Source organism: Neogemmobacter tilapiae (assembly GCF_014652215.1).
Classification (GTDB): Bacteria; Pseudomonadota; Alphaproteobacteria; order Rhodobacterales; family Rhodobacteraceae; genus Neogemmobacter; species Neogemmobacter tilapiae.
On sequence record NZ_BMYJ01000003.1, the window covers coordinates 119,992 to 144,926 of the forward strand.

The window sequence follows — 24,935 nt, forward strand, 5'->3', positions numbered from 1 at the left end:
CAGCCCCTACATCTTGTGCAGATAAAGCCGTTCGTAAAACGGCATCGCCTCTTCGGCGAGCTGCGCATAGTCGCCTTCCAATTCGGGCAGCGGTCCTTCGGCGGTGTCAAAGCCGGTGCTGCGATGCACGGCGTTGTACCAATGGGGTGCCCAGACCCCATCATAGGGTTTTGGCCCCGCCTGCCAATGCAGCATCCTGTCGTTGAAGGGCAGACCTAAAGAGCCGCACAGTTTCATCAAGGTCACCCGCGGCGTCGCACGGATATCCTCGGCGGCCACCACACGCGGGGTATGGCCCGTCCGATGGGCGATTTCATCGAACAGTTCCGCCTGCTGCACAAAGCCGATGTCGGCCAGCGTCGGCCCCTCGCGTTTCGCGGCATAGCTGGCGATCACCCGAGCCGGATGCCGGATCAGGAACACATTTTCGCAAGATGCCATCCAGTCGCGCGGGAAGCCCGGCACCATATGCAGTGTCATATGCTTTTGATAGAAATAGGGTTTCTCCGGATTGCCCGGCCCTCGACATTCGCCAGCGACGATAAAGGGATCGACAGGGCCTTTGGCAATCACCTCTTGATACATCGGATGGTGCAGACCTGTGGCTTGCAAATAGGCCGCATAAAACGGCTCATCCCAAACGCCGCAATCGCCCCGCGCGGCAAAGGAATACATCAGCGCCGTCGAAAGATTCCGAGGGCCGGACCACATCGCTATCCGCATGATTTCACCAACTCTTTATATAGGCCCCGCAGCCGTTGCGTCATCGGGCCCATCTGACCCGTGCCGATCTGCCGCCCGTCGATCAACCCCACCGGGGTCTGGGCCCCGAAGGTGCCCGTCAGGAACGCCTCCTCCGCAGAATATACCTCAACCAAGGAGAAATTGCGTTCGAAAACAGGGATGCCGTTGTCGCGGCAAAGGCGGATCACCTTGGCCCTTGTGATGCCGTTCATGCAGTAATCGCCCGTGCTGGTCCAAACCTCGCCCTTGCGGACGATGAAAAAATTGCAGGCATTGGTGGTGTTCACAAAGCCATGAACATCCAGCATCAACGCCTCATCCGCGCCGGCCTTTTCGGCGGCGATACAAGCCAAGATGCAATTCAGTTTGGAATGGCTGTTCAGCTTGGGATCCTGCGTCATCGGCAGACCGCGCATATGCGGCACAGTGGCCAGACGGATGGGGCGGGGAATCTTGGGCCGTGAATGTTCCATGATGATGGCGACGGTCGGCCCCTGCTGCGACAGGCGCGGATGCTGAAAGGGTCGTGTCTTGACCCCGCGCGTCACCATCAGCCGGGCATGGGCATCGGTTTCCATGCCATTGGCCTTTTGCAGATCGCGCAAGGATTGCGCGATCTGGGCGGGGGTCTGGCCGATGTCCAGATCAATCGCCTTGGCGGCCTCGAACAGCCGCTCCAGATGTTCGTCCAGAAAGGCCCATCTGCCGTCATAAAGGCGAATGCCTTCCCAAACCCCATCGCCCAGCATGAAACCGGCATCATAAACGCTGACCAGAGCCTGCGCCTTGGGTAGGATTTTACCGTTCACATGGATCAGGATCTGCTCGTTCCGGCTGTCTTCTTCAGCCTGATGGGTATGGGCGTGGTCGGTCATGGCGGGCTCCTTTCCGCCAGCCTAGCCCTTTGCCGTTGATCCCGAAAGCTGCAACCTAGACCGTGTTTCTGCCCAGCAGGCCCTTGCCTGCACCAAGTCGTCACGAAGGGCCTTTGCCGGGCCAGTTTTTAGGCGTTGTTCCAGCCTTTCCAAGACCTCATGCAATACCCCTGCCCCGAAAACAGCAGCCGAACCCGCCATACGATGCGCCATAGCCGCCATGGCTAGGGGATCGTCCGTGCTTTCGATCAACCTCGCCATATCCGAATCGGTTTGGCTAAGGAACTGACCAAGCAGCTCCCGAAACTTTGCCTCACCCAAGGACTGACGCAATTGATCCAGCGTATCATCGCGCACCAAGGGTTCCTGCGGCTCGGCAGCAACAGACCAAGCCTCGATCTGCGCAAACGTGCTTTGCAGTAGTCCCTGCAATCGACGGATCGAAATGGGTTTGATCAAAGTTTGGGCTAAGCCGGCTGCCCGAAAACGTTCCATATCTTGGGGCAGCGCATGAGCCGTCAGCGCAACGATGGGCGCTTGTTGGGACGCCCCCTTCGCATCAGCCTGGATGCGTCGCGCAGCGGCCAGACCATCCACATCGGGCATACTGATATCCATCAAAATTAGATCATAGGACTGTCGCCTCGCCAGAGCGACGCCTTCCTCGCCATCATGTGCCTCATCCACGAGACAGCCTTCGCGTTGCAACATTTCGCGCACAACAAAGCGGTTGATGTGGTTGTCCTCCACCACCAGAATTCGACGCCCAGCCCAAGGTTTGCGCCGCCGCCCGCGGCCGAGCCCCGCCTTTCCATCATTGGACGGCGACAAGACATCCTCTGCCAAGGGCAAGCGGACCCAGAACAGGCTTCCTTGTCCTGCCTCGCTTTCCACGCCAATCTGCCCACCCATCGCGCGCACCAACCTTTGCGCGATGCCGAGGCCCAGCCCCGTTCCACCGGCGCTGCGCATATAAGAGGCATCGATCGTTACGAAATCTTCGAAAATCCGGGGTTGATCGGCCTTGGGGATTCCTATTCCCGTGTCGATCACCCGAAATTCGGCCAAGCCGCCGGGTAGACGTTTGGCCAGAATCGTGACATCGCCATTTCGGGTGAACTTTACGGCGTTGCCCACCAAATTCAGTAGAACTTGTCGCAGACGCTTGGCGTCGCCCCGAACGGCGTTCAAGCTGTCGTCCTCTGGCGACCAATGCAGCCGATTGCCTTTCGTCAGCGCCAGATGGCCCTGATTCTCGACAATTTCTTGAACCAGGGCATTTGCATTGAAGTGGTCGGCCTGAAGCTCCATTTTGCCGGCATCTAGGCGCGAAATGTCCAGAACATCATTCACATGGTGCAGCAACAACTGGCCCGAGCTGGCGATCACCTGCACATAGCGTTTCTGGCTGTCGTCCAGCCGCGTGGACTGCAACAGTTCCAGCGTTCCCAGCATACCGTTCAGCGGCGTTCGCATTTCATGGCTCATCACCGCCAGAAAATCTGCCTTCGCCTTTTCGCCTTGGACAGCTTTGTCGCGCGCGTTGACCAGTTCCTGTTCCGCAGCAAGACGCGCCGAAATGTCGCGCAAAAAGGATACGAAAATCTCGCCTTCGGCACTGCTGGCGACTGACACCGAAAACTCGATGGGGAAGACCTCGCCGTTTTTCCGCCGACCCTCCATCTGGACGCGTGCCTTGCCCACGATCCGACTGTCGCGCGTGACATCGAACCGTCGCATACCAGCCGCGTGGGCCGCCTTTAGATGATCAGGGATCATCAGATCTGCCATGACCTGCCCGATCACCTCGGCCCGTGCATAGCCAAAAATGCCTTGCGCGGCGGCATTGTAGTCCAAGATCACCCCATCGCGGTCGATCACGATCACACCATCCAATGCGGTGGAAATAATCGCTTCAAGCCGCGCGCGTGTTGCTGATTGTTCATTCGCCCGACGATGGGCCTGCCTTGTCATGAAGGTCAGGACCATGACCATCATCGTCAATGCCAAAACAAGCGCCGCAGTCAGAAGTGCGATCCAAAGTAAGGTTTCCGAGGCGATCATCCGCCGCTCGTCCGCCGTAGCCGAGAAGATGCGGATACCCAACAAGGACATGGCCCGCAAACGAGCCTGCAAACCTTCGGCTTCGGCGACGATGTCGGGCAACGCGGCCTGCAAGTCGCTATCGTTGCCATCAACCAACACGACCTGCCGATCCAGAAAATTCTGGGTATAGGCGATGCTGGCCATCACATCTGGTGACCGGCGCAGTTCGCGGAACTGGCTGCTTTCCTGCAACATCCTTGCTCGGCTGTAAAAGATGTCAAACCTTTCGCGAAAGGCATCAAGCCCTTCCCCGCTGGCCATGGAACGGCGACCCGCGTTGATCATCGCCAACAGTTCCAACTCGTTCTGGGCCAGTGACCATTGCGTATTGTCCGCATTGGCCCGAGCAAGATCGTCAATCTCGCGTCGGACATCGGAAGACAGATATGAAATAGCAAAAGCGCAAAGCAAAATTGCCAGGGCCACAAGACTGGCGATCAGCACATTCAGAAGGGGCTGCGTTGACTGCGGATTCAGCACGGCCAACGCCCTACCTTGCCCCAGGCCATCACGGCAAAACCTCGATCCGATCCAATTGCCAGACACTGCGGGCATAGATCGTTTCCGACTGATAGGCCGGATTCTGATCATAGGGGTAAACCAGCCAAAGCGGACCTTTGTCGCGCAAGGTCATGCGTTGGCCATTATTCAGATAAGCAAGGATTGGCCCGCCCTGCACCGCGTCAGAAATTGGCACTTCGATGCTATAGTCATTCACCGCCGTAACCTTCAGGGTCCGGCCTTTGATCTTGAGATGCGCCAATAGTTCGACCAACGGCACACCAGACAAAACCTGCTGCCCTTCAGTCCAGATTGTCGTTGTCGCGAAGGTCTTTCGGTCAAGCGCTTCCAGCATGGCAAGATCAAAGGTGGCTGCGCCTTCGCCATTCGTTGCACCGATCAAACCGGTTACCGTCAAGACCACCTTACCTTTTGGCGGTTCAAGCCCTTCGGGCCAAGATGGCGCAGCTAAAGCCATCAGCAAAGCAGTCACCCATGTGAGAATTCGCATCTGTCTATACCCGCACCGGATCAATGCCGGATTCGTGACATATTCCGTTGCATGAGTCAGCACTGCCAATGGATATGGCCCTACCCGAAAGGATAGGAAGGGTATACAATGACCAATAGGGCAAAGAAAGTCTGCTGCGGTGATGGATCTAAGCGCCCTAGTCAAATGATGAAGGCCAAGCGATCCGTCCGGCGTGTCATTCTTGCCGGTCGGAGTGAGTACGAAGATTGATGTTCAAAGGAACAAGCGCGTCAGCCACTGGGGTTCTTAGGGTGGGTTCGACGATGGCCAGATTGTTGATTGCCGATGACCACGATCTCGTGCGGGAAACCATCGCGGCCTTCCTGCAAGCGGAAGGTGTGGGCGAGGTGACAACGGCACCGTCCTTGGGGGCCGCCCTATCTATTGTTCAGCAAAAAGGGCGGTTTGATCTGGTTCTGCTGGACTATAATATGCCGGGGATGGACGGGCTGTCAGGGTTGACGCGGATGATTACTGCGAACAAGGGCCCTGTTGCGATCTTGTCAGGAACCGCAACGCCAGGGATCGCAGAGGAAGCGATGCGCGCCGGGGCTGCGGGTTTTGTTCCGAAAACCCTGTCTTCAAAATCAATGGTGACAGCCGTGCGTTTTATGATCGCAGGTGAGGTTTTTGCCCCTTTTGCCTTTTTGCAGCAAGAGAGCCGCATAGGTGCAGGCAACCTGTCGCCGCGCGAAGTCGAGGTCTTGCGGGGGGTTTGTGACGGTAAGTCGAACAAGGAAATCGCCAGAGATCTGGACGTGCAGGAAGTGACCGTAAAACTGCATGTAAAAACGCTGAGCCGCAAGCTGAACGCCCGGAACCGAACCCATGCGGCGATGATCGCCCGGGATCAGAATTTGCTTTGAGCCGCTCCGAAATTCACAACCCAAGGATGTTTCGCCGCAGCAAGGTGGCTTGTTTCTCTGGTATTCCGTGGATACCGTCCGGTGTTGATCATGGGTAGGAGGCCGGGAATGTCACACGCAAAGGTTCGACCGGTCATCCTATGTGGCGGGTCGGGCAAGCGGTTGTGGCCCGTGTCCCGCAAAAGCCGACCCAAGCAATTCGTCCGGCTATTTGGGCAAGAAAGCCTTTTGCAGACGACGCTGCGGCGGCTTGAGGAAATGGGTTGTGTGAACCCCCTGCTGATGACGGCCGAAGATTATCGTTTTGTCGTCCAAGAACAACTTGCGGAAATGGGGTTAGGCGGGGCGAGCGTGGTGGTGGAGCCGACACCGCGCAACACGGGGCCCGCCATTTGCGCGGCGGCGGGACTGGCTTTTGCTGACGACCCTGAGGCTTTGTTGCTGGTGGCACCATCGGACCACCATATTGGCGATGTCACAGCCTTTGGGCAGGCTTTAGCCGCCGGCATAGAACAGGCGTTGGATGGCCGGATCGTGACCTTTGGTATCCGGCCGGATCGGGCCGAGACGGGATATGGCTATATTGAAACGGCAGAGCGACCACAGGACGGGATCGCACAGACGTTTCAAAGATTTGTCGAAAAGCCAGATTTGGCTGGCGCGCAACTGATGCAAGAATCGGGGCGGTATCTTTGGAATGCGGGGATTTTCCTGTTCTCGGCCCGCAGCATCCTGGCTGCTTTTGGGACACATGCACCAGGGGTGGCCTTGGCCGTAAAGGCCAGCATTGCCAGCTCTCGTCCTGACCTGTCCTTCTTGCGTCTCGGGCCGGAATTTGCCGAAGCGCCGGAAATCTCGGTCGACTACGCCGTGCTGGAACATGTCGCTGGCGTGGTGATACCGGTTTCTGCCCGATGGAACGATATGGGCAGTTGGCGCAGCGTCTGGCAGGAATCGGTTCGGGATGGGCAAGAGGTCGCCCGATCGGGTGAGGTGACAGCGATAGGTTGCGCCGACAGCCTGCTGCGGTCGGATGAACCGGGCGTACATCTGGTGGGGATCGGGCTGAAAAACATCGCCGCGGTGGCAACCCGCGATGGTGTGCTGATCACTGATCTGGATGCGACGCAATCCGTGTCCGAAGCGGTGATCCATCTGCAAAAGGCCGGAGTAAAGCAAGCCGACGATTTTCCGCGGCAGGCTCGCCCTTGGGGGCACTATGAGACTTTGGCCATGGGACCACGATTCCAAGTCAAATCCATCGTCGTGAAGCCAGGTGGCCAACTGTCGCTGCAAAGTCATGTTCACCGCGCCGAACATTGGGTCGTGGTGGAAGGGACGGCGCAAGTGACGGTGGGGCAGGAAGCGCGTTTGGTTGGCGAAAACCAGTCCGTCTATATCCCTTTGGGCGCTGTCCATCGCTTGGCCAATCCGGGGAAACTGCCCTTACGGCTGATTGAGGTTCAGACCGGTGCCTACTTGGGCGAAGACGACATCCGGCGCTATGAGGATGTCTATGCCCGCAAATAGGCTGACCTGTTTCAAAAGCTATGACATCCGCGGGCGCGTCGGTGTTGACCTGAACGAAGATCTGGCCTTTCGCATCGGATGGGCCTTTGCGACTTGCCAGAGGGCCAAGACCGTTGTCGTAGGTCGAGATGGCCGGGAAAGCAGCCCTGCGCTTCAGGCGGCCCTGATGGGCGGCCTTTGTGCGGCGGGTGTCGATGTTGTCGATATTGGGCAAGCTGGAACAGAGGAAGTTTACTTTGCCGTCGACCACTTTGGGGCCGACGGGGGGATTGAAGTTACCGCCTCGCACAACCCGATCGAATACAACGGAATGAAATTGGTAGGGCCGGGGGCAAAGCCGCTAAGGGACGGCGAATTGGGCAGGCTGGAGTCGCTGGCCATTGGATGCGATCCGACGCTGAAAAAGGGGAATGGCACGATCCGCGCCAAGATGGCCCGAACCGAATATGCGCGACGAGTGGTGGGCTTGATCGACGTCAAAAACCTGCGGCCACTGCGAATCCTGGTGAATGCGGGGAATGGCGTTGCGGGGGCTGCCTTTGACGCAATTGCCGCCGAACTGGCCGCACGGGCCGCACCTCTGAGTTTTGTGCGTGTGAACCATAACCCCGATCCACTTTTTCCAAACGGTGTCCTGAATCCGCTGTTGCCGGAAAACCGAGATCAGACCAGCCAGGCCGTTTTGGCCGCCAAGGCCGATATGGGCATTGCTTGGGATGGCGATTTTGACCGCTGTTTCTTTTTTGATGCGGCGGGTCATTTTGTGGACGGTGAACATGTTGTGGCGTTGCTGGCCGCCGCCTGCCTGGAGGACGAGCCGGGTGGACGGATCGTGCACGACCGACGGGTAATTTGGAACGTTCAGTCCGTGGTGGCGCGCGCCGGTGGTCAGGCTGTTCCGGCCAAAGTCGGACACGTCCACATGAAACATGCGATGCGCCAAGCCGACGCCATCTATGGTGGGGAAATGTCAGCCCATCACTACTTTCGGGATTTCATGTTCTGTGACAGTGGGATGATCCCTTGGCTCAAAATCGCCGCTTTGCTTTCGAAAACAGGGAAGCCTTTGTCGGCGTTGGTGGACGAGATGAGGGCCAATTTTCCAACATCGGGCGAGACTAATTTTCGGGTGTTAAATATTGCGGAATCTGTCGCGAAGGTCTCAGCAGTGTATCGAGCCTTGGCGACAGAAATTGATGAAAGTGATGGGCTGTCGCTGTCATTTCACGATTGGCGATTGAACCTGCGTGGGTCATCGACGGAAAACTTTCTGCGCCTGAATATCGAAACGCGGGGGAATGCTGCCTTGGTTGCGTTGAAACTGCAAGAAATCCGCGCGTTGCTGGCTCAGTAGCGGGTGGTCATCCTGTGACCACGTCGATGACTTAGCGTGACATGAGTAATTCCGACGGATTGCCACCAAGTCATCCGTTCCACCCTGAACACGGGGTCGCCGGGGTCAAAGCCCAAATGGGTAACTTCTTCCGCCGCCGCGGCGGCGGCGAGAAAACTGACCTCGACTTCAGAGTAGGGAACAGCCCGGATCAGCCATTCGTTCGGCCCCTCGTGGTGAAAATCCTGATCCAGCACTTGCGGCAGGGCTTGGGCATTGATCCAGCGATCTTCAAGCTGCCAAGGTTGCCCATCCGCCAAATGCAGACAAAGCAGATGCAATGCTGTGGACCCTTGTCCCAGATGCAGCCGGGCCGCCAACCAATCCGGTGCGGGCAGAAGCTCTTTCTTAATCAAAACATAGCGATAGCGCGCACCAGTGCGCTCGATTTCTAAACGCACAATCGGCATTTCGAACCGCGCTTGTCGCAGCGGGGCCAGCCGGACCCGCGTCCCCGCCTTGCGCTTGCGGTCCAACAGGCCCGCCTCGTCCAACTCGCGCAGAGCGCGGTTGACCGTGGCGCGGGCGCAGGCGAATTCTTCGGCCAGCGCCAGTTCGCCGGGCAAAAGGCTGCCGGGGGGCCAGATGCCTTGCGTGATCCGGCGCAGGATCTCTGCCTTAACCTCTCGGAAACCAATTGCCTCAGTCACGGCAAACATCACCCATCTTTGCAGCCCGGTTGGCCCTTGATAGGGATAGGTGCAGACATAAAGCAAGGCGGCCCATGTTTGAGATCCTGACACCCGCGCAATTTTTGACCAGCCCTTGGAGGAATGGCGGCGGCGTTACGCATGAGATTGCCAAGGCCGAGCAGGATGGCCGTTGGCTTTGGCGGCTGAGCGTGGCGGAGGTTGCCAGCGACGGGCCGTTTTCGCATTTTCCTGGCATGGCGCGGATTTTGACCGTGATCGAGGGCGCGGGGATGGTTTTGGACACGCCGGATGGGCCGCTTGCGGCGCAACCCTTGCACCCTGTCGGTTTCTCTGGCGAGACTTCGGTGGTTGGACGGTTGCTGAACGGCCAGATCCGCGATTTGAATGTGATTTATGATCCGCTTCGGGTGCGGGCCGAGGTCCGGCTTTGGCAGGGTGAGGCGGTTCAAAGCCATGACCGTGGGATGACCGGGCTGTTTGCGCTTTCGGATGGTGTTCACGCGAATGGCCAGACCGTCCCGGAGGGCGCGATGGTTTTGGGACACGGTTTTACCTTGCAAGGCGGGCAGGGCCTGTTGCTGCATCTGGATCAACAAAGCCCTACATGACTGCGCGCAGTCGTTGCGCCAAACCGCGCCAGCGCACTAGGATCCCGTCGCGCTGCCTATGGCGGCCCTGCTGCACCTGATGCCGTCCTGCTGACCACAGATCGGTCAGCGCCGATTGGCCTGCGGCAAAGGTCAGCCCGTCCAGCCAGCGATCCGGGGGCAGGGGGCACAGCGTGGGGTGGTCGGTGTCGATGGCCAAAAGGTCGGCCCAAAGGCCCAAGGCAATTTCCCCGGCTTGACGGCCAAGCGCCTGCGCCCCACCTTTCGCCGCTGCCGTGTAAAGATGATGCCCGACCGAACCTTCGCCCGCGACCAGCACATTGCGCTCCATGTCGCGCAGACGTTGGGAATATTCCAGCGTGCGCAATTCCTCGACCATCGAGATCCGCACATTGGAATCGCTGCCCACACCAAAGGCCCCAGCCGCCGCCAGCCAGCCCGGCCCATTGAACGGCCCGTCGCCCAAGTTCGCCTCGGTCACCGGGCAAAGCCCTGCCACGGCGCCGGTCGCGGCCAGTCGCGCAGTTTCGTCGGGGGTCATGTGGGTCGCATGGATCAGGCACCAATCGGGGCCAAGCGGCAGGTTATCTAGCGCCCATTCCACTGGCCTTGCGCCCAGCCAAGCCCGCACATCGGCCACCTCTTTTGGCTGTTCCGCGATGTGGATATGGCGTGGGCCGGGCAGGTTCATCGCCAGCAAGGCCCGCAGATCGTCGGGACAGGTGGCACGCAGTGAGTGTGGCGCGATGCCCAAAGCGGCGTCATGGGGCAGGACGGTCAGGCCCGTTTGCGCTTTGGACACCAGATCGGCAAAGCGTTCCACATCATTGCCGAAGCGTCGCTGCCCCTGCGCCAAGGGCTGCATTCCTGCCCCGCCATAGCTGTAAAGCACCGGCAGATGGGTCAGGCCGATGCCGGTCAGCGCCGCTGCCGCAAAGATACGCTCGGACAATTCTGCAATATTGTCATAGGCTTGCCCGCCTGGCTGATGGTGGACATAATGAAATTCGCCGACGGCGGCAAAGCCCGCCTCTTGCATTTCCATAAAGGCCAGCGCGGCGATGGTTTCGATGTCATCCGGGGCCAGGTGATCCATGAAGCGATACATCAGGTCGCGCCATGTCCAGAAGGAATCGCGCCCCGCCGCGCGGCGTTCGGTCAGCCCGGCCATCGCCCGCTGAAAGCTGTGCGAATGCAGGTTTGACAGGGCAGGCAGCAGGGCCTTGACCCGCGTGTCACCGGGCTGGGCCGAAGCCCCCGTTTCCAGCGATGAAATCCGCCCGTTCGTGATGCCAAGACGCACGTCAGAAACCCAATCTTGCCCCAACAGGGCCTGTTCGGCAAAGATCATCGCGGCTTCCTTATGTATAGACATAATAGTGATACTCGCATACATATCGATTCGGCAACCACGCTGTAAGGGCCGTCGATGCGCGCACCTGTCATCCTTGAAAACTGCCAGACCGCGATCCCCGATGCGGCGATTGTGATGGATGAACGGCTGCTTTGGCTGGGGCCGCGTGCGGATTTGCCCGGCGATTATGCGGGGCTTGTGCGGCATGATCTGGGGGGGCGGCTGGTGACGCCTGCGCTGATCGATTGCCATACGCATATCGTGCATGGCGGCAACCGGGCGGGCGAATTTGCGCAGCGTCTGGAAGGCGTTTCCTATGAGGAGATCGCGCGGGCCGGGGGGGGCATTCTGTCCACCGTGCGGGCGACGCGGGCGGCGACACAGGCGGAATTGGTGGCGAAGGCGCTGCCCTTTGTCGATGCGCTGTTGGCCGAGGGTGTGGGGACAATCGAAATCAAATCAGGCTATGGGCTGGAGGCCGAGGCGGAGCTGCGGATGCTGCGAGCGGCGCGTGAGATTGCCGGGCTGCGGGATGTGACGGTGAAGACGACCTATCTGGCGGCCCATGCGGTGCCGCCGGAATACAAGGGCCGGGCCGATGCCTATCTGGACGAGGTTTGTATTCCGACGCTGCGGGTGGCCCATGCCGAGGGGCTGGTGGATGCGGTCGATGCCTTTTGTGAAGGGATCGCCTTTTCGTCGGATCAGGTGGATCGGTTGTTTCGCGCGGCCAAGGCGCTGAATTTGCCGGTGAAACTGCACGCAGAGCAATTGTCGAACCTGCATGGGGCGGCGCTGGCGGCGGGGCATGGGGCGCTTTCGGCGGACCATCTGGAATGGCTGGATGAGGATGGGGTGAAGGCGATGGCGGCGGCGGTGACGGTGGCCGTGTTGTTGCCGGGGGCGTTTTATGCGCTGCGGGAAACGCGGTTGCCGCCGATCGATCTTTTGCGCCGTCATGGCGTGGCGATGGCGGTGGCGACGGATATGAACCCCGGAACCTCTCCGCTTTCGTCGCTGCTGTTGGCGATGAACATGGCCTGCACCCTGTTCCGGCTGACCCCGGCCGAGGCTTTGGATGGGGTGACGCGGCAGGCGGCGCGGGCCTTGGGCCTGTCGGATCGGGGCGAACTGGTCGTTGGCCAGCGGGCCGATCTGGCGGTGTGGAACTGCGAAAGCGTGGCGGAACTGTCTTATCGCATCGGGTTCAACCCGCTGCATCAACGCATCATCGGAGGCGTGTTGTGATCCTGACCCCCGGCAAAGTGACCCTTTCCGATCTGGCAACGATTTACCGCGAGGGGCTGGCGGTGACGCTGGACCCGTCCTGTCGGGCGGGGGTGCTGGCGGCGGCGGCAGTGATTGCGCGGGCGGCGGGGGCGGATGCCCCGGCTTACGGTGTGAACACGGGCTTTGGCAAGCTGGCGAGTCTGCGGATTGCTCCGGCGGATACAGAAACGCTGCAACGCAATCTGATCCTGTCGCATTGCTGCGGGGTGGGGCCGGATTTGCCTGCGGCACAGGTGCGGCTGATGATGGTGCTGAAGCTGCTAAGCCTAGGGCGGGGGGCGTCAGGCGTGCGGTGGGAGATCATTGCGCTGATCGAGGGGATGCTGGGGCAGGGGGTTGTTCCTGTGATCCCGGCGCAGGGTTCGGTGGGGGCTTCGGGCGATCTGGCCCCCTTGGCGCATCTGGCGGCGGTGATGATTGGTGAGGGCTTCGCGGATTACCGGGGAAAGCGGCTGACGGGCGGGGCGGCTTTGGCCGCTGCGGGGCTGGTGCCGGTGGTGCTGGGGCCCAAGGAAGGCTTGGCGCTGATCAACGGGACACAGTTTTCAACGGCCTGCGCCTTGGCGGGGTTGTTTGGGGCGTGGAATGCGGCGCAGGCGGCGCTGGTGACTTCGGCTCTGTCGACGGATGCCATCATGGGATCGACGGCGCATTTGCATCCGGACATTCACAGCCTGCGGGGCCATGCGGGGCAGGCCGAGGCGGCGGGCGTGTTGCGCGATCTGTTGGCGGGATCGGTGATCCGGGAAAGCCATCTTTTGGGGGATACACGGGTGCAAGACCCCTATTGCATCCGCTGCCAGCCGCAGGTGACGGGGGCAGCGATGGATGTTCTGCGGATGGCGGGGCGGACGCTGGAGATCGAGGCGAACGCGGCGACGGACAATCCTTTGGTGACATCGGACGGTCAAATCGTGTCGGGCGGGAATTTCCATGCGGAACCGGTGGGTTTTGCGGCGGATATGATCGCGCTGGCCTTGGCCGAGATTGGGGCGATTGCGCAACGGCGGGTGGCGATGATGGTCGATCCGGCGATGTCGTTCGGGCTGCCTGCGTTCTTGACGCCCGCGCCGGGGTTGAATTCTGGGCTGATGATCGCCGAGGTGACGACGGCGGCTTTGATGAGTGAAAACAAACACATCGCCATGCCCTGCGTGACGGACAGCACGCCGACATCGGCCAATCAGGAAGACCACGTCAGCATGGCGGCGCATGGGGCGCGGCGGTTGTCGCGGATGGTGGAGAACCTGAATGTGATTCTGGGGGTCGAGGCGATGTGCGGGGCGCAGGGCGTGGAATTCCGCGCGCCTTTGGTGACCAGCCCCGCCTTGCAGGCGGTGGTGGCGCGGCTGCGGCAGGATGTGGCGACGATGGGGGATGACCGTTATCTGGCGCCGGATCTTGCGGCGGCGGCGGCTTTGGTGGGCTCGGGTGAGCTGGCCAGCGCCGGGGGGCTGGCTTTGCCAGAACTTTGGGCATGACCTTTTCTGTTCAACCCGGTGATGGCCCCGTGATTCTGGCGATGCCGCATGGGGGCACGGATATGCCCGAGGCCTTGGCGGCACGGCTGAACGCCAATGGGCGGGCCCTTGCGGATACCGATTGGCACATCGCGCGGCTGTATGAAGGTCTTTTGCCGGGTGCGACCACGGTGCAGGCGACATTCCACCGCTATGTCATTGATGCCAACCGTGATCCCAAAGGCCAAAGCCTTTATCCCGGCCAGAACACCACCGAACTTTGCCCGACCACCGATTTCGACGGTCTTTCCATCTGGCAAGACGGACAGCAACCCGGCGCGGACGAGATCGCGCAAAGAACCCGCGATTTCCACGCGCCCTATCATGCGGCGCTGGCGGAACAGGTGGAGCGGGTCAAGGCGCGGCATGGCCTTGCCATTCTTTATGACTGCCATTCGATCCGTTCGGAAATTCCTTTCCTCTTCAACGGCCTGCTGCCGGTCTTTTCCATTGGCACCAACAGTGGCACCACCTGTTCCCAAGTCGTCGTAGAGGCCACACTGAAACCCTGCCAATCGGAAAGCCACGTGCTGAATGGCCGTTTCAAAGGCGGCTGGACGACGCGGCACTATGGCCGCCCGCAGGAAAACATCCATGCCATCCAGATGGAACTGGCCCAACGCGCCTATCTGAGGGCCGAGGCCGCCCCTTGGACCTATGACACCCAACGCGCCGCACCTTTGCGCCAGACCCTTTCCCAAATCCTGCACGGCCTTGCCGCCCTGACCGAAGGAATTCGCCATGAATGACCGCAAGAACGCCCGCGACATCTATCCCGCCACCGGCACCGAACGCACAGCCAAAAGCTGGCAGACCGAGGCGGCGCTGCGGATGTTGATGAACAACCTGCATCCCGATGTCGCTGAAAACCCGCATGAACTGGTCGTTTACGGCGGTATTGGCCGGGCAGCGCGGACCTGGGGCGACTTTGATCGCATTGTTTCGGCCCTGCGGGATCTGGAAGCGGACGAAACCCTGCTGGTGCAGTCGGGTCGACCGGTGGGGATTTTCCGCACCCATGCCGATGCGCCGCGCGTGCTGATTGCCAATTCCAACCTTGTGCCGCATTGGGCCAACTGGGACCATTTTCACGAATTGGATCGCAAGGGCCTGATGATGTACGGCCAGATGACGGCGGGGTCTTGGATTTACATCGGCACCCAAGGCATCGTGCAGGGCACCTATGAAACCTTTGCCGAGGCCGGGCGTCAGCACTATGGCGGCAATCTGAAAGGCCGCTGGATCCTGACCGGGGGCCTAGGCGGCATGGGCGGCGCGCAGCCCTTGGCGGCGGTGATGGCGGGGGCCTGCTGTCTGGCGGTGGAATGCGACGAGACGCGGATCGATTTCCGCCTGCGCACCCGTTATGTGGACGCCAAGGCCAAGACTTTGGACGAGGCTTTGGCCATGATCGCCGACTGGACGGCGAAGGGTGAGGCGAAATCGGTCGGCCTTTTGGGCAATGCCGCCGACATCTTCCCCGAACTGGTGGCCCGGATGAAGGCAGGGGGACCACGCCCCGATATCGTGACGGATCAGACCAGCGCGCATGACCCGCTGAACGGCTATCTGCCGCAGGGCTGGACGGTGGAACAGGCCAAGGCGATGCGCGAAACCGACCCGAAGGCGGTGGAAAAGGCGGCGAAGGCCAGCATGCGCGTGCATGTCGCGGCCATGGTCGATTTCTGGAACGCCGGGGTGCCGACGCTGGATTACGGCAACAACATCCGGCAGGTGGCCTTGGACGAAGGGCTTGAAAACGCTTTCGCTTTCCCCGGTTTTGTGCCCGCCTATATTCGTCCCTTGTTCTGCAAGGGCATCGGCCCCTTCCGCTGGTGTGCCCTGTCGGGCGACCCGGAAGACATCCGCAAAACCGACGCGGCGATGAAAAAGCTGTTCCCCGACAACGCCCATCTGCACCGCTGGCTGGACATGGCGGGGGAGCGGATCGCCTTTCAGGGCCTACCCGCACGCATCTGCTGGATCGGACTGGGGGATCGCCACCGCGCCGGGCTGATGTTCAACGAAATGGTCGCCTCCGGTGAATTGAAAGCGCCGATTGTGATTGGCCGCGACCATCTGGATTCCGGTTCCGTCGCCAGCCCGAACCGGGAAACCGAGGCGATGATGGATGGATCGGATGCCGTGTCGGACTGGCCGCTGCTGAACGCTTTGCTGAACACGGCGAGCGGGGCCACTTGGGTTTCGCTGCACCATGGCGGTGGGGTGGGGATGGGCTTTTCGCAGCATTCCGGCATGGTGATCGTGGCGGACGGGACCGAGGACGCCGCCCGGCGGCTGGAACGCGTGCTGTGGAACGACCCGGCGACGGGGGTCATGCGCCATGCGGATGCGGGGTATGAGGTGGCACGGGATTGGGCGCAGGTGCAGGGGTTAAGGTTGCCTTCGGTGCGAGGGGCTTCACATTTTCCTAAACATGGTTGATCGAGGCGCGAAGGGCTGGGCCCGCCGCGGGTGGGCACTGGAACGGCTGCTCTCCTCGATTTATGGTGCATCCCCGAACGATGTCGCGCCTGTTCCCAACGTCGCAATCGTGCCCGCCCGGGGGGCGGCGGGCACGGCCCGGCTGGTCGCCGGGCGGGACAGGTTAATCGCGCAGCCCTTATTCATGAAATTGAATTACACATTAACTGCTGTATGATGGCCAATCTCCTTGTTAAGTAAGATTGCTTCAGGCTATCATGAAACAAATTTCCAAGGACTTCCCCCATGCCCGACCCTCGCCTCATCCGCTATGACATCGCCGACCCTCAGGCCGGGGGTCAACGTCGGCCCTTTGCCAAGGCGGTCCGGGCGGGGGATTATGTGCATGTCTCGGGTCAGGTGCCGACGCTGAACGGCGAGGTGATCAGCGGCGGGATCGTGGCGCAGACCGAGGCGGTGATTGCGAATATCAAGGCGGTGCTGGCCTTGGCGGGTTGTGGGTTGGAGGATGTGATCAAGGTCACCTGCTGGCTGGATGATCCGCGCGATTTCTCCAGCTTCAATGCGGTGTTTGAAAAGCATTTCATCGACCATCCCCCGGCGCGTTCGACGGTGCAGTCGCGGTTGATGGTGGATGCCAAGGTGGAAATCGACGCCATTGCGTGGAAACCGCTGTGAAAATCCTGATCCATCCTGATGCCGAACGGGCCGCCGATTGCGTAGCCGAACTGATTGCCGCGCGGTTGCGGACGGAACCCGCGACCAATCTAGGGCTGGCGACGGGCGGCACGATGGAAGCGGTCTATGCGCGGCTGATCGCGGCCTACCGGGGGGGCCAAGTCAGCTTTGCCGGGGCGACCAGTTTTAATCTGGATGAATATGTGGGGCTGCCGCCGGACCACCCGTGCTCCTATTGGCGCTATATGCGGGAACATCTGTTCGACCATGTGGACCTGACCGACACGCATTTGCCGCATGGCGATGCCGCCGATGCCGAGGTGGAAGCGGCGCGCTATGAGGCGGCAATTGTGGCGGCGGGGGATATCGGGCTGCAACTGCTGGGGCTAGGGGCGAATGGGCATATCGGGTTCAACGAGCCGACCTCCAGCCTGTCGTCGCTGACGCGGATCAAGACCCTGACCCGCTCCACACGCGAGGCGAACGCGCGGTATTTTGAGCGGTTCGAGGATGTGCCAAGGCATGCGATCACGATGGGCATTGGCACGATTATGCGGGCGGATGAGGTGGTCTTGCTGGCCTATGGGGCGGGCAAGGTCGATGCCGTGGCGGCGATGATCGAGGGGCCGGTTTCGGCGGCTTGTCCGGCGTCGGTGCTGCAAATGCACCGCAAGGTGACGGTTGTGATCGACGAGGCGGCGGCGAAGGGGCTGAAACTGCGGGCCTATTATGATGAGGTCCACCCGGATGGTGGTGAGGCGCTGCTATAGGGCATCCAGCGCCTGCCGGAGCGCCCGGACCTTTTCCACATCGGTCCCCTTTGCGCCGGGGGGCTGAAAGCCGAAAGCGGCAATCTGTGCAAGGCCGGGTGGGGGCAGGGGGCTGGAGCCTGAGGCGTGGATTTCGTGCAGGGACAGGGCTTTGGCGAAGGCTGCCACATTGCCCGCATGAACCCCGCCGCCGGGCATGACCGTCACACCAGAGCGTGCCATTTCGGCCAGACGGTCCATCCCGGCCTCGGCCGTTTGCTCCCCGCCCGAGGACAGCACGCGGCGAATGCCCAGCGAGGCGCAAAGCGCCATCGCTTCCTTTACATCCGGCACAAGATCGATGGCGCGGTGCAAGGTGATGTCCAGCCCCTTGGCCGCTTGCACCAGGGTCGCCAAAACGGCCTCATCCAACCGCCCATCGGGCAGGCTGGCCCCGATCACGACGCCCGCCAGACCAGCAGCCCGAACGGCGGCAATCTCGGCCAGCATCGCCCGAACCTCTGCCGCCGACCAGACAAAATCGCCTGCACGGGGGCGGATCATCGCCATCGCGGGCAGGGGGCTTTCGGCGGCCAAGGCGATCAGCCCGGCCGAGGGCGTCAGCCCGCCAAGGGCCAAGGCTGAACACAATTCGATCCGGTCCGCCCCCCCGGCGAAAGCCGCTGCAATCCCCGCCGCATCATCGACGCAGATTTCAAGCGTGATCTTTGCCATGTTCCAACCCCATCAACAAAAGCGCGCCCAACACGCCCAAACCGCCTGACAACAGCGCGGTCAGCCCATAGCCGCCAAGCGCCGTGCCGATGCCAAAGACCCCCGCCCCCAAGGCCCCGCCCAGAAAATAGTTCACCGCCAGAAGTGAGGCGGAAAGGCCGGGGCGGTCGCGGATCAGATCGAGCAGATAGCTGATCGGCAGGGAAATCAAGGCGGCGGCGGAAAACCCGGCGATCAGGCTGGCGGCATAGACATGCCAGGGGGCACTCGCCACGGCCAGCCCACCCAGATAGACAAGGTAAAGCGCCGATGAAATCAGCAAAGCGCGGGTCAGGTTGTGGCCACGGACGGCCCAGGCCCAATAGACCATGAAACCCACCTCTAGCACCGCGACCATGCCGACCAGAAAACCGATGTCTTCGGGCTTGCCCCCGGCTTGGCCTGTGACGATCAAGGGCAGGACGGCGGTGTTCACATGCAGCACCTGCGAAATCAGCGCGACACCCAACACGCGGGCCAAAATCCCCCGCCCGACCAAAAGGCGCAGATCGCCCAAGGCGGCGCGGCTTGGCGGGGGTGGCGTATCATCCGCGCCTTTCATCCCAAACAGGATCGTTGCCATGCAAGCCGCCGCAACCACAGCGGCAATGGCCCATGCGGCAATCATGCTGTCGCGGCCTCGCATCATGATGCCCACAACGCCGGGCATCAGCACCCAGGACAGGGACACCATGATCCGCATCAGGGCGTTGACGATGCGCGCTTCTTCCGCCTCAAAACGGTCGGTCTGGGCGCGGACGGCCCCGAACAGCATCGAATTCGTGGCGTGGAACAGGGCCAAGGGGCCGATGGTGGCCAGCACAAAGGTCAGCGGCGAGGGAATCGCCCAGATCATGCCATAGCCAAGGATGCCAAAGGCCGAGACAAAGATCAGCGGCGCGCGATAGCTGTGCATCCGGTCGGACAAAAGCCCCGCCACAATCGCCATGGTGACATTGGCGACAGAGGCGAGCAAAGCGATCCAGGCATAGGCGCTGTCGGACAGACCCAGATCCTGAATGGCGAGCATGGATTGATAGGGCGAGGTTGCGGCCCCAGCGAAACCGTAAAGGAAAATCGCAAGGGCTGCGGCGCGCACCACGGCATGGCGGCGCAGGATTGAAAACCAGATCTGCATGATCAGCGCAGGAACCGGGCCGATGGCTGGGGTTCGGGCGTGAAATCATGGTCGGGGGCAAAGGGCAGGGTGCCCTTGGCACGGTGATGGTTGGTCAGGCGCGGAATGTCTTGGTTCACCACACCATCGGTCAGGGCCATCAGGTTCGGATTGGCGAGGGGGGCGAGTTCGGGCGACAGATAGCCGGATTTGACGACAAGAAGGCGGGCTTTCGTAGGGTCTAGGCCAAGGGCCGTGAAATCGGCGATGTTGTGATAGGGGCGGCGACGGGCGGCCAGAACAAGGGTGATGCCGTTAATTTGGACAACGGCTTGCGGGTCGTTGGGTTCAAGGAAGACGACCTTGGCCTTGGCCTGAACATGAACCCCTGCGGGGTCAAGGCTGGCTCCGATGGTCAGATCGAGGGTCGCGCCAAGACCTGCGCCAAAGCAAGCCTCTACCGCTGGACGGTCGGTAATGCCTGCAACCATTGCGCCTTGCCAATCGCGGGCGATGAGCTCGGCCAGAACATCGGCGCGGTCCCCAACCCCGCCGCCCGTGGGGTTGTCGCCACTGTCGGCCAGAATCACCGGCGCGGTTTTCGCCGCTGCCGCGATGTCCAGCATCTGACTCAAAGGCCCTGTCACCGAGCCAAAGCGGAACTCCCCCCGCGCCGCCCAGAAATCACTGGCGATCTGCGCCGCCGCCCGTTCCGCCGCCGCCCGGTCCAAGCCCGTCACCACCGCCGCTGCCGTGGCCCGGGGTTCGTCGGCCCAGACATAGCCGATCATCAGATCGGTGCGCCAAACCCCCTGCCCTTCCAACCCCGGCAGACCCGCATACAGCCGCCGCGCGGGTTCATCCTCGGTCGAAGACCGTTCGCCCGGCAACAGCAGGGGAATCGCGACCCGCACCACGCCGGGGCGTTCCTCGGTCTCCAGCGCCCGCAACAGCATTTCATAAGCGGCGCGCATGGTTTCGGGCGTGTCGATATGGGGGGCGGTGCGGTAGGCGGCGAAGATGTCGATCTGATCGACGATCTTTTGGCTGACGTTGCCATGCAGGTCATAGCTGGTGGCGATCAGCATCTCTGGCCCCACCACATCGCGCACCGCCGAAATCCAGTCGCCCTCGGCATCGAACAGTCCGTCCACCTTCATCGCGCCATGCATCGCGAGATAGACGCCATCGACAGGAAGCGCCTCCCGCAGACGGTCGAGGAATTCGGCCTTGAAGCCTTCATAGCATTCACGCGCCACAGGCCCGCCGGGCACGGCGCGGGCGTGTAAAAGCGGGGCAACCGTCGCTGGATAATCGCCCAGAAAGGCGAAGTAGTCATGGGCCAGCAGGTCATCCCCCCGCACAACGCGGAAGTCCTGTTCCTGCATCAACACGGGCGAATAGGTGGAGCATTCGGTGTGAATGCCCCCAACGGCGATACGCATTGGAAACCCCTAGAGTGTCGGATGCAGACGGGCCTGCACGGCAAAGCGCAGCCAGTCCTTGTTGTCGCGGTTCGTCCAACCCGCCTCGGCCACCGCCGAAAGGCGGGGGAAGACCAGATCGTTGAACCATGCGGTGGTGGTGTAATGTTCGCACCAAATACAGGCCTGAATCCCCCGCATATGGTGGCGCAGATCGGCGGGGAAATCGCCTTCCGCCTCATATTCATAGGTTTTCACGGGGGGCACCGGCCCGGCCCAGCCCGCGCCGTTTTCCAGCCAGTCGGGGCCTTGGACCATATCAAGGTAATAGGCCTGCCCCGGCGTCATCACCACATCATAACCGGCCTTCGCCAGTTCGATCCCCACCTCGGGCTTTTCCCAGGCCATCAGCAGCGTATCGTCGGGCGGCACGCCGCCGCCATGCGCCACCTCGTTCCAGCCGACCAGAACCTTGCCCCGCGCGGTCAGCATCGCCTTGATTTTGGTCAGGAACCAGCTTTGCATTTCGAAGGTTCCCGCCAACCCTTCGCGCTGCATCAGGCTGCGGGCTTTCGGGCTTTCCAGCCAAGCGTTTTTCGCCACCTCATCGCCGCCAATGTGGAAATAGCGCGAGGGGAAGATGCCGCAGAGTTCGTTGATGATCTTTTCCAGAACCACAAAGGTTTCCGGCATCCCCGGGTTCCAGGAATTGTTCGGATAGCCCTGCACCGGGTGATAGCTGTCGGGGGTCTCATCAGGATCGACAAGGAAGGGCAAGGCGGCCAGCACGCAGGCGGCATGGCCGGGGGTTTCAATCTCGGGCATGACCTCGATGCCCAAGGATCCTGCATGGGCCACAAGGGCGCGCATTTGGTCTTGGGTGTAATAACCGCCGCTTTGCGCAGCACCATCGCCCAATTGCGGCAGCATTCCTGGCAGATCATCGGCACGGGTCGCGCCCACGGTGGTCAATTCGGGATAGGCCTTGATCTCGGCGCGCCAGCCTTCGTCATCGGTCAAGTGCCAGTGGAACAGGTTCAGCTTGTGCCAAGCGAGCATGTCCACCACGCGGGAGACCTGATCAAAGCTCCAGAAATGGCGCGAGACATCCAGATGGCAACCGCGCCAGCCATAGCGGGGGGCGTCGATGATCGTGCCCGTGGCGGGGAAGAGGAATTTTGCATCCGCATAGGCCCCATGCAGCATCTGGGCGAGGGAAAGCAGACCGAAACGACGGCCAGCCTCGGCGCTGGCGGACAGGGTGATCGTGTCGCCAAAATCCAGACGATAGCCTTCGTCCGGCAGGGTTTTGTCCACGGCGAAACTCAGCGCGCGAGAACCTGGCGCGGGGGAAAGCTGGAAGAGTTTGCGCGCAGCGGGGAACAGGCGGGCGTGCAGGGCATCGACCGACAGCATCAGGCGAAGGTCGGGCAAGGATGCGCCGGGGGCGGCGTGCAGGATCACCGGGGCCGAGCCGGGGGTCGCCTCAATGGCGTTGGGCCAAGGCAGCAGGGCAAAGGGCAGGGTCAGCCGCCCCTCGGGCAGGCGGGGCGGCGGCAGGACGGGGGCGGCGTTGCCTTCGATCAAGTCGGCTACTTGCACGGTTTGGTGCGACCCATCTTTCAGCGTCACCCAAGCGGTTTTCGCGGCGTCATTGCGGTGGAAAGGCGAGCGGAACAGGCCCTCGGCCTGAAAACTCCACGCCTCACCCGGCGCAAGGGTTAGCGGGTCGATGGGGCCAAAGCGGTGATAGTTCGCCGTCCGGTGCAACAGCCGCGCGCCATAGATGTGATGTTCCGGCATGATCCGGGTGATCGTCGTCACCGAAAGGGTGAAATCGGCCAAAGGCGTATCGCCCAGATTGGTCAGTTTGATCGTCCAAGTGCCCGCAGGGGCGGGTTCGGCAGTCCAGGTGTTTTCAAGGAAAAGCATCGTTTGATCCGTTCAGTAATCTTCGGTCTGGCTGAAGGTGCGGGCAAGCGCTGGAATGCCGGCGGTCAGCCCGCAATCGACAGCCAGACAAACCCCGGTGATGGCGGCGGCAAGGGGCGAGGCGAGGAAACCCACGGCATTCGCCACATCCTCGGGCAGGACGATCCGGCCAAGGGCGTAATGTTCGGCGGCTTCTTTAAACACGTTCGGGTTTTCCGCTGCCCGCGCCTCCCAGCCTTGGGTTTTCACGGTGCCGGGGGCGACCGCATTGGCCCGCACCCCGTGACGACCATATTCCACGGCAATCGAACGCGTCAGATGCACCATTCCGGCCTTGGCCGCCGAATAGGCGGGATGGCCGTAAACCCCGAAGCCGTTGACCGAGGCAATGTTCACAACCGACCCCTTTGCCGCGACCAGCCGCGCGGCCAAAGCGTTGAACATCAGAAACGCCCCGTCAAAATTCAGCGCCCTGTCCTTGGCCCAGCTTTCCGGCGTCGTCTGATGCAAGGACGCCCCCCAAGCCGCCCCCGCGTTGTTCACCAGCGTTGTCAGCGGCCCCAGATCGGCCAGCCCCGCGCAGCTGGCGGCATTGGTCACATCCACCGGCATCGCCCGGAAACCCGCGCCCAACGCCAAGGCCGCCCGTTCCGCCCCCGCCAGATCGCGGTCGGCCAAGATTACCAGATCATGATCCTGCCGCAGACGTGCCCCGATGGCTCGCCCGATATCCCCCGCCCCTCCGGTCACAATGGCCAGACGCTGCCCCATGGGTCGCTTCCTTTGCGGCATATGGAAGAACCCGGCCCGGGGCGGCCGCCTGCGCCCCGGCGGGGGGTCAGTCGCCCAAAAGCTGGCGATCGTCGCCGTCGCGGTGGCGGATCAATTGTTCTTTGATCCCCCGCAGAATCCGCGCCGAACGCGGACGGTCGGCATAGGCCACAAGGTTCGCCATCACATCCACCGCCGCCAGATAGGCATAGCGCGTTGATGTGGCGCGAAAGATATTCTGCCCCTCGGGAAGGTTCACGCCAATCACCACATCGGCAGCGTCCGCCACCGGCGACCCGCTTTGTGTCATGGCAATGGTCGCAATCCCCCTTTCGCGCAGCAGCGCGAAACAGCGGGCCAGTTCCTGATTGCGCCCCGAAAAGGACGATCCAAACACCACCGTCCCGGGCCCGGCCGCCGCCGAAAGCATCAGGTTCATACCGTGATCGTTTGACGCGGAAATCCGCACGCCCAGCCGGAACAGGCGGTTCTGCAATTCGTTGACGATCATCGACGAATTGCCGCCCGAGCCAAAGGCATAGACCATTTCCGCCCCGGAAATCAGCGCCGCCGCCTTTTCCACCGCCGCCAGATCCAGCGCGCGGTGCATTTCAAACAGCGCCTTTTGCGCCTTGGTCACGATGTCTTCGGCCACCTCGACCGCCGTCGACGTCACCGATTCCGGTTTCAGATAGCGCAGGCCGACATAGGCGCTTTTGGCCAGTTGCACCTTGAAGTCTGAAAAAGAGGCACAGCCCAGACGGCGGCAAAAGCGGGTTACCGTGGGGGGCGACACTTCGGCCCGCGCCGCAATCTCGGTGATTGAGGCATTGGTGGCGAAATTCACATCGGCCAAGACGCTGGCCGCCAGTTTGCGTTCCAGCACGGAAAGCTTGCCCTCATCATCGGTCAGGGCCGCGATCAGGGCGTCGGGCGACAGGGGGGCGGCGACGATTTCGGTGTCTTCGTTCATGGGCATTCCGATGGGCAAAGGCGGTTCAAGGGGCGTTCCCCTGCCACGAACCCTGTGCTGATCGCCCGGTCAAGCATTTGCATGAAACCCGAAATTCATT

At 61.6% G+C, this 24,935-nt stretch carries 22 protein-coding genes; 10 read left to right on the forward strand and 12 right to left on the reverse strand.

Annotation, left to right across the window (positions count from 1 at the left end; translation table 11 throughout):
* Nucleotides 1-6 precede the first annotated feature (6 nt).
* The 4 genes from IE095_RS05615 to IE095_RS05630 are packed head-to-tail and all read right to left on the reverse strand — an operon-like array spanning nt 7 to nt 4,800.
* The gene (locus IE095_RS05615) at nt 7-723 is read right to left on the reverse strand and encodes a sulfotransferase-like domain-containing protein (RefSeq protein WP_189410645.1); all 717 of its coding nucleotides are present in this window, start codon (nt 721-723) and stop codon (nt 7-9) included.
* Nucleotides 714-1,619 (reverse strand): D-amino acid aminotransferase, encoded by a 906-nt coding sequence (locus tag IE095_RS05620; RefSeq protein ID WP_189410646.1) that lies wholly within the window; start codon nt 1,617-1,619, stop codon nt 714-716. The genes IE095_RS05615 and IE095_RS05620 overlap by 10 nt, the downstream gene beginning before the upstream one ends.
* A gap of 21 nt (nt 1,620-1,640) precedes the next feature.
* Nucleotides 1,641-4,205 carry a PAS domain-containing hybrid sensor histidine kinase/response regulator gene (locus tag IE095_RS05625; protein ID WP_189410647.1) on the reverse strand — a complete coding sequence of 855 codons (2,565 nt, stop codon included), beginning with the start codon at nt 4,203-4,205 and terminating at the stop codon, nt 1,641-1,643.
* 28 nt (nt 4,206-4,233) lie between these two features.
* Nucleotides 4,234-4,800: a putative pterin-binding protein gene (locus IE095_RS05630; protein WP_229804589.1), complete on the reverse strand. Its 567-nt coding sequence runs from the start codon at nt 4,798-4,800 to the stop codon at nt 4,234-4,236.
* Between the two features lie 221 nt (nt 4,801-5,021).
* On the opposite strand from IE095_RS05630, the gene IE095_RS05635 reads away from it, so the two are divergent.
* The 3 genes from IE095_RS05635 (at nt 5,022) to IE095_RS05645 (ending at nt 8,508) form a co-directional block, all read left to right on the forward strand.
* Complete coding sequence (locus tag IE095_RS05635) at nt 5,022-5,624, forward strand: response regulator transcription factor (protein WP_189410648.1); 603 nt, start codon at nt 5,022-5,024, stop codon at nt 5,622-5,624.
* A 108-nt stretch (nt 5,625-5,732) separates the two neighbouring features.
* Nucleotides 5,733-7,154, forward strand: a complete 1,422-nt coding sequence (locus IE095_RS05640) for a mannose-1-phosphate guanylyltransferase/mannose-6-phosphate isomerase (RefSeq protein ID WP_189410649.1) — start codon at nt 5,733-5,735, stop codon at nt 7,152-7,154.
* Nucleotides 7,141-8,508: a phosphohexomutase domain-containing protein gene (locus IE095_RS05645; protein ID WP_189410650.1), complete on the forward strand. Its 1,368-nt coding sequence runs from the start codon at nt 7,141-7,143 to the stop codon at nt 8,506-8,508. Before IE095_RS05640 ends, IE095_RS05645 begins: the two co-directional genes overlap by 14 nt.
* Here IE095_RS05645 and hutC read toward each other — a convergent pair.
* Nucleotides 8,502-9,206, reverse strand: coding sequence for a histidine utilization transcriptional repressor HutC (hutC, locus tag IE095_RS05650; protein ID WP_189410651.1), 705 nt, complete (start codon nt 9,204-9,206; stop codon nt 8,502-8,504). The genes IE095_RS05645 and hutC overlap by 7 nt on opposite strands.
* Before the next feature lie 65 nt (nt 9,207-9,271).
* Here hutC and IE095_RS05655 point away from each other — a divergent pair, with 65 nt between their 5' ends.
* Nucleotides 9,272-9,808 carry a HutD/Ves family protein gene (locus IE095_RS05655; protein WP_189410652.1) on the forward strand — a complete coding sequence of 179 codons (537 nt, stop codon included), beginning with the start codon at nt 9,272-9,274 and terminating at the stop codon, nt 9,806-9,808.
* Here the strand turns inward: IE095_RS05655 and IE095_RS05660 are convergent.
* Nucleotides 9,801-11,159 carry a formimidoylglutamate deiminase gene (locus IE095_RS05660; RefSeq protein WP_189410653.1) on the reverse strand — a complete coding sequence of 453 codons (1,359 nt, stop codon included), beginning with the start codon at nt 11,157-11,159 and terminating at the stop codon, nt 9,801-9,803. The two genes, IE095_RS05655 and IE095_RS05660, sit on opposite strands and share 8 nt — an antisense overlap.
* A gap of 78 nt (nt 11,160-11,237) precedes the next feature.
* Between IE095_RS05660 and hutI the strand changes: the two genes are divergently transcribed.
* From hutI to nagB, 6 genes are all read left to right on the forward strand, one after another.
* Nucleotides 11,238-12,410 carry an imidazolonepropionase gene (hutI, locus tag IE095_RS05665; RefSeq protein WP_189410654.1) on the forward strand — a complete coding sequence of 391 codons (1,173 nt, stop codon included), beginning with the start codon at nt 11,238-11,240 and terminating at the stop codon, nt 12,408-12,410.
* The gene (hutH, locus tag IE095_RS05670) at nt 12,407-13,933 is read left to right on the forward strand and encodes a histidine ammonia-lyase (protein ID WP_189410655.1); all 1,527 of its coding nucleotides are present in this window, start codon (nt 12,407-12,409) and stop codon (nt 13,931-13,933) included. Before hutI ends, hutH begins: the two co-directional genes overlap by 4 nt.
* A complete protein-coding gene (hutG, locus tag IE095_RS05675; protein WP_189410656.1) occupies nt 13,930-14,721 on the forward strand; it encodes an N-formylglutamate deformylase in 792 nt (263 codons plus the stop codon). Before hutH ends, hutG begins: the two co-directional genes overlap by 4 nt.
* Entirely contained in the window at nt 14,714-16,417 is a 1,704-nt protein-coding gene (hutU, locus tag IE095_RS05680) for a urocanate hydratase (protein WP_189410657.1), read from the forward strand. The genes hutG and hutU overlap by 8 nt, the downstream gene beginning before the upstream one ends.
* 285 nt (nt 16,418-16,702) lie before the next feature.
* On the forward strand, nt 16,703-17,095 hold the full coding sequence (locus tag IE095_RS05685) for a RidA family protein (RefSeq protein ID WP_189410658.1): 393 nt from the start codon (nt 16,703-16,705) through the stop codon (nt 17,093-17,095).
* Complete coding sequence (gene nagB / locus IE095_RS05690; RefSeq protein ID WP_189410659.1) at nt 17,092-17,865, forward strand: glucosamine-6-phosphate deaminase; 774 nt, start codon at nt 17,092-17,094, stop codon at nt 17,863-17,865. The genes IE095_RS05685 and nagB overlap by 4 nt, the downstream gene beginning before the upstream one ends.
* On the opposite strand, the gene IE095_RS05695 is transcribed toward nagB, so the two are convergent.
* From IE095_RS05695 to IE095_RS05720, 6 genes are all read right to left on the reverse strand, one after another.
* Complete coding sequence (locus tag IE095_RS05695) at nt 17,860-18,579, reverse strand: copper homeostasis protein CutC (RefSeq protein ID WP_189410660.1); 720 nt, start codon at nt 18,577-18,579, stop codon at nt 17,860-17,862. The genes nagB and IE095_RS05695 overlap by 6 nt on opposite strands.
* On the reverse strand, nt 18,560-19,756 hold the full coding sequence (locus tag IE095_RS05700) for an MFS transporter (RefSeq protein ID WP_189410661.1): 1,197 nt from the start codon (nt 19,754-19,756) through the stop codon (nt 18,560-18,562). The genes IE095_RS05695 and IE095_RS05700 overlap by 20 nt, the downstream gene beginning before the upstream one ends.
* Nucleotides 19,757-19,758: 2 nt before the next feature.
* Entirely contained in the window at nt 19,759-21,180 is a 1,422-nt protein-coding gene (locus IE095_RS05705; RefSeq protein WP_189410662.1) for a M81 family metallopeptidase, read from the reverse strand.
* A gap of 9 nt (nt 21,181-21,189) precedes the next feature.
* The gene (locus tag IE095_RS05710; RefSeq protein ID WP_189410663.1) at nt 21,190-23,091 is read right to left on the reverse strand and encodes a beta-N-acetylhexosaminidase; all 1,902 of its coding nucleotides are present in this window, start codon (nt 23,089-23,091) and stop codon (nt 21,190-21,192) included.
* A gap of 12 nt (nt 23,092-23,103) precedes the next feature.
* Entirely contained in the window at nt 23,104-23,862 is a 759-nt protein-coding gene (locus tag IE095_RS05715) for an SDR family oxidoreductase (protein WP_189410664.1), read from the reverse strand.
* Between the two features lie 67 nt (nt 23,863-23,929).
* On the reverse strand, nt 23,930-24,835 hold the full coding sequence (locus tag IE095_RS05720; protein WP_189410665.1) for a MurR/RpiR family transcriptional regulator: 906 nt from the start codon (nt 24,833-24,835) through the stop codon (nt 23,930-23,932).
* Between the last annotated feature and the right edge of the window lie 100 nt (nt 24,836-24,935).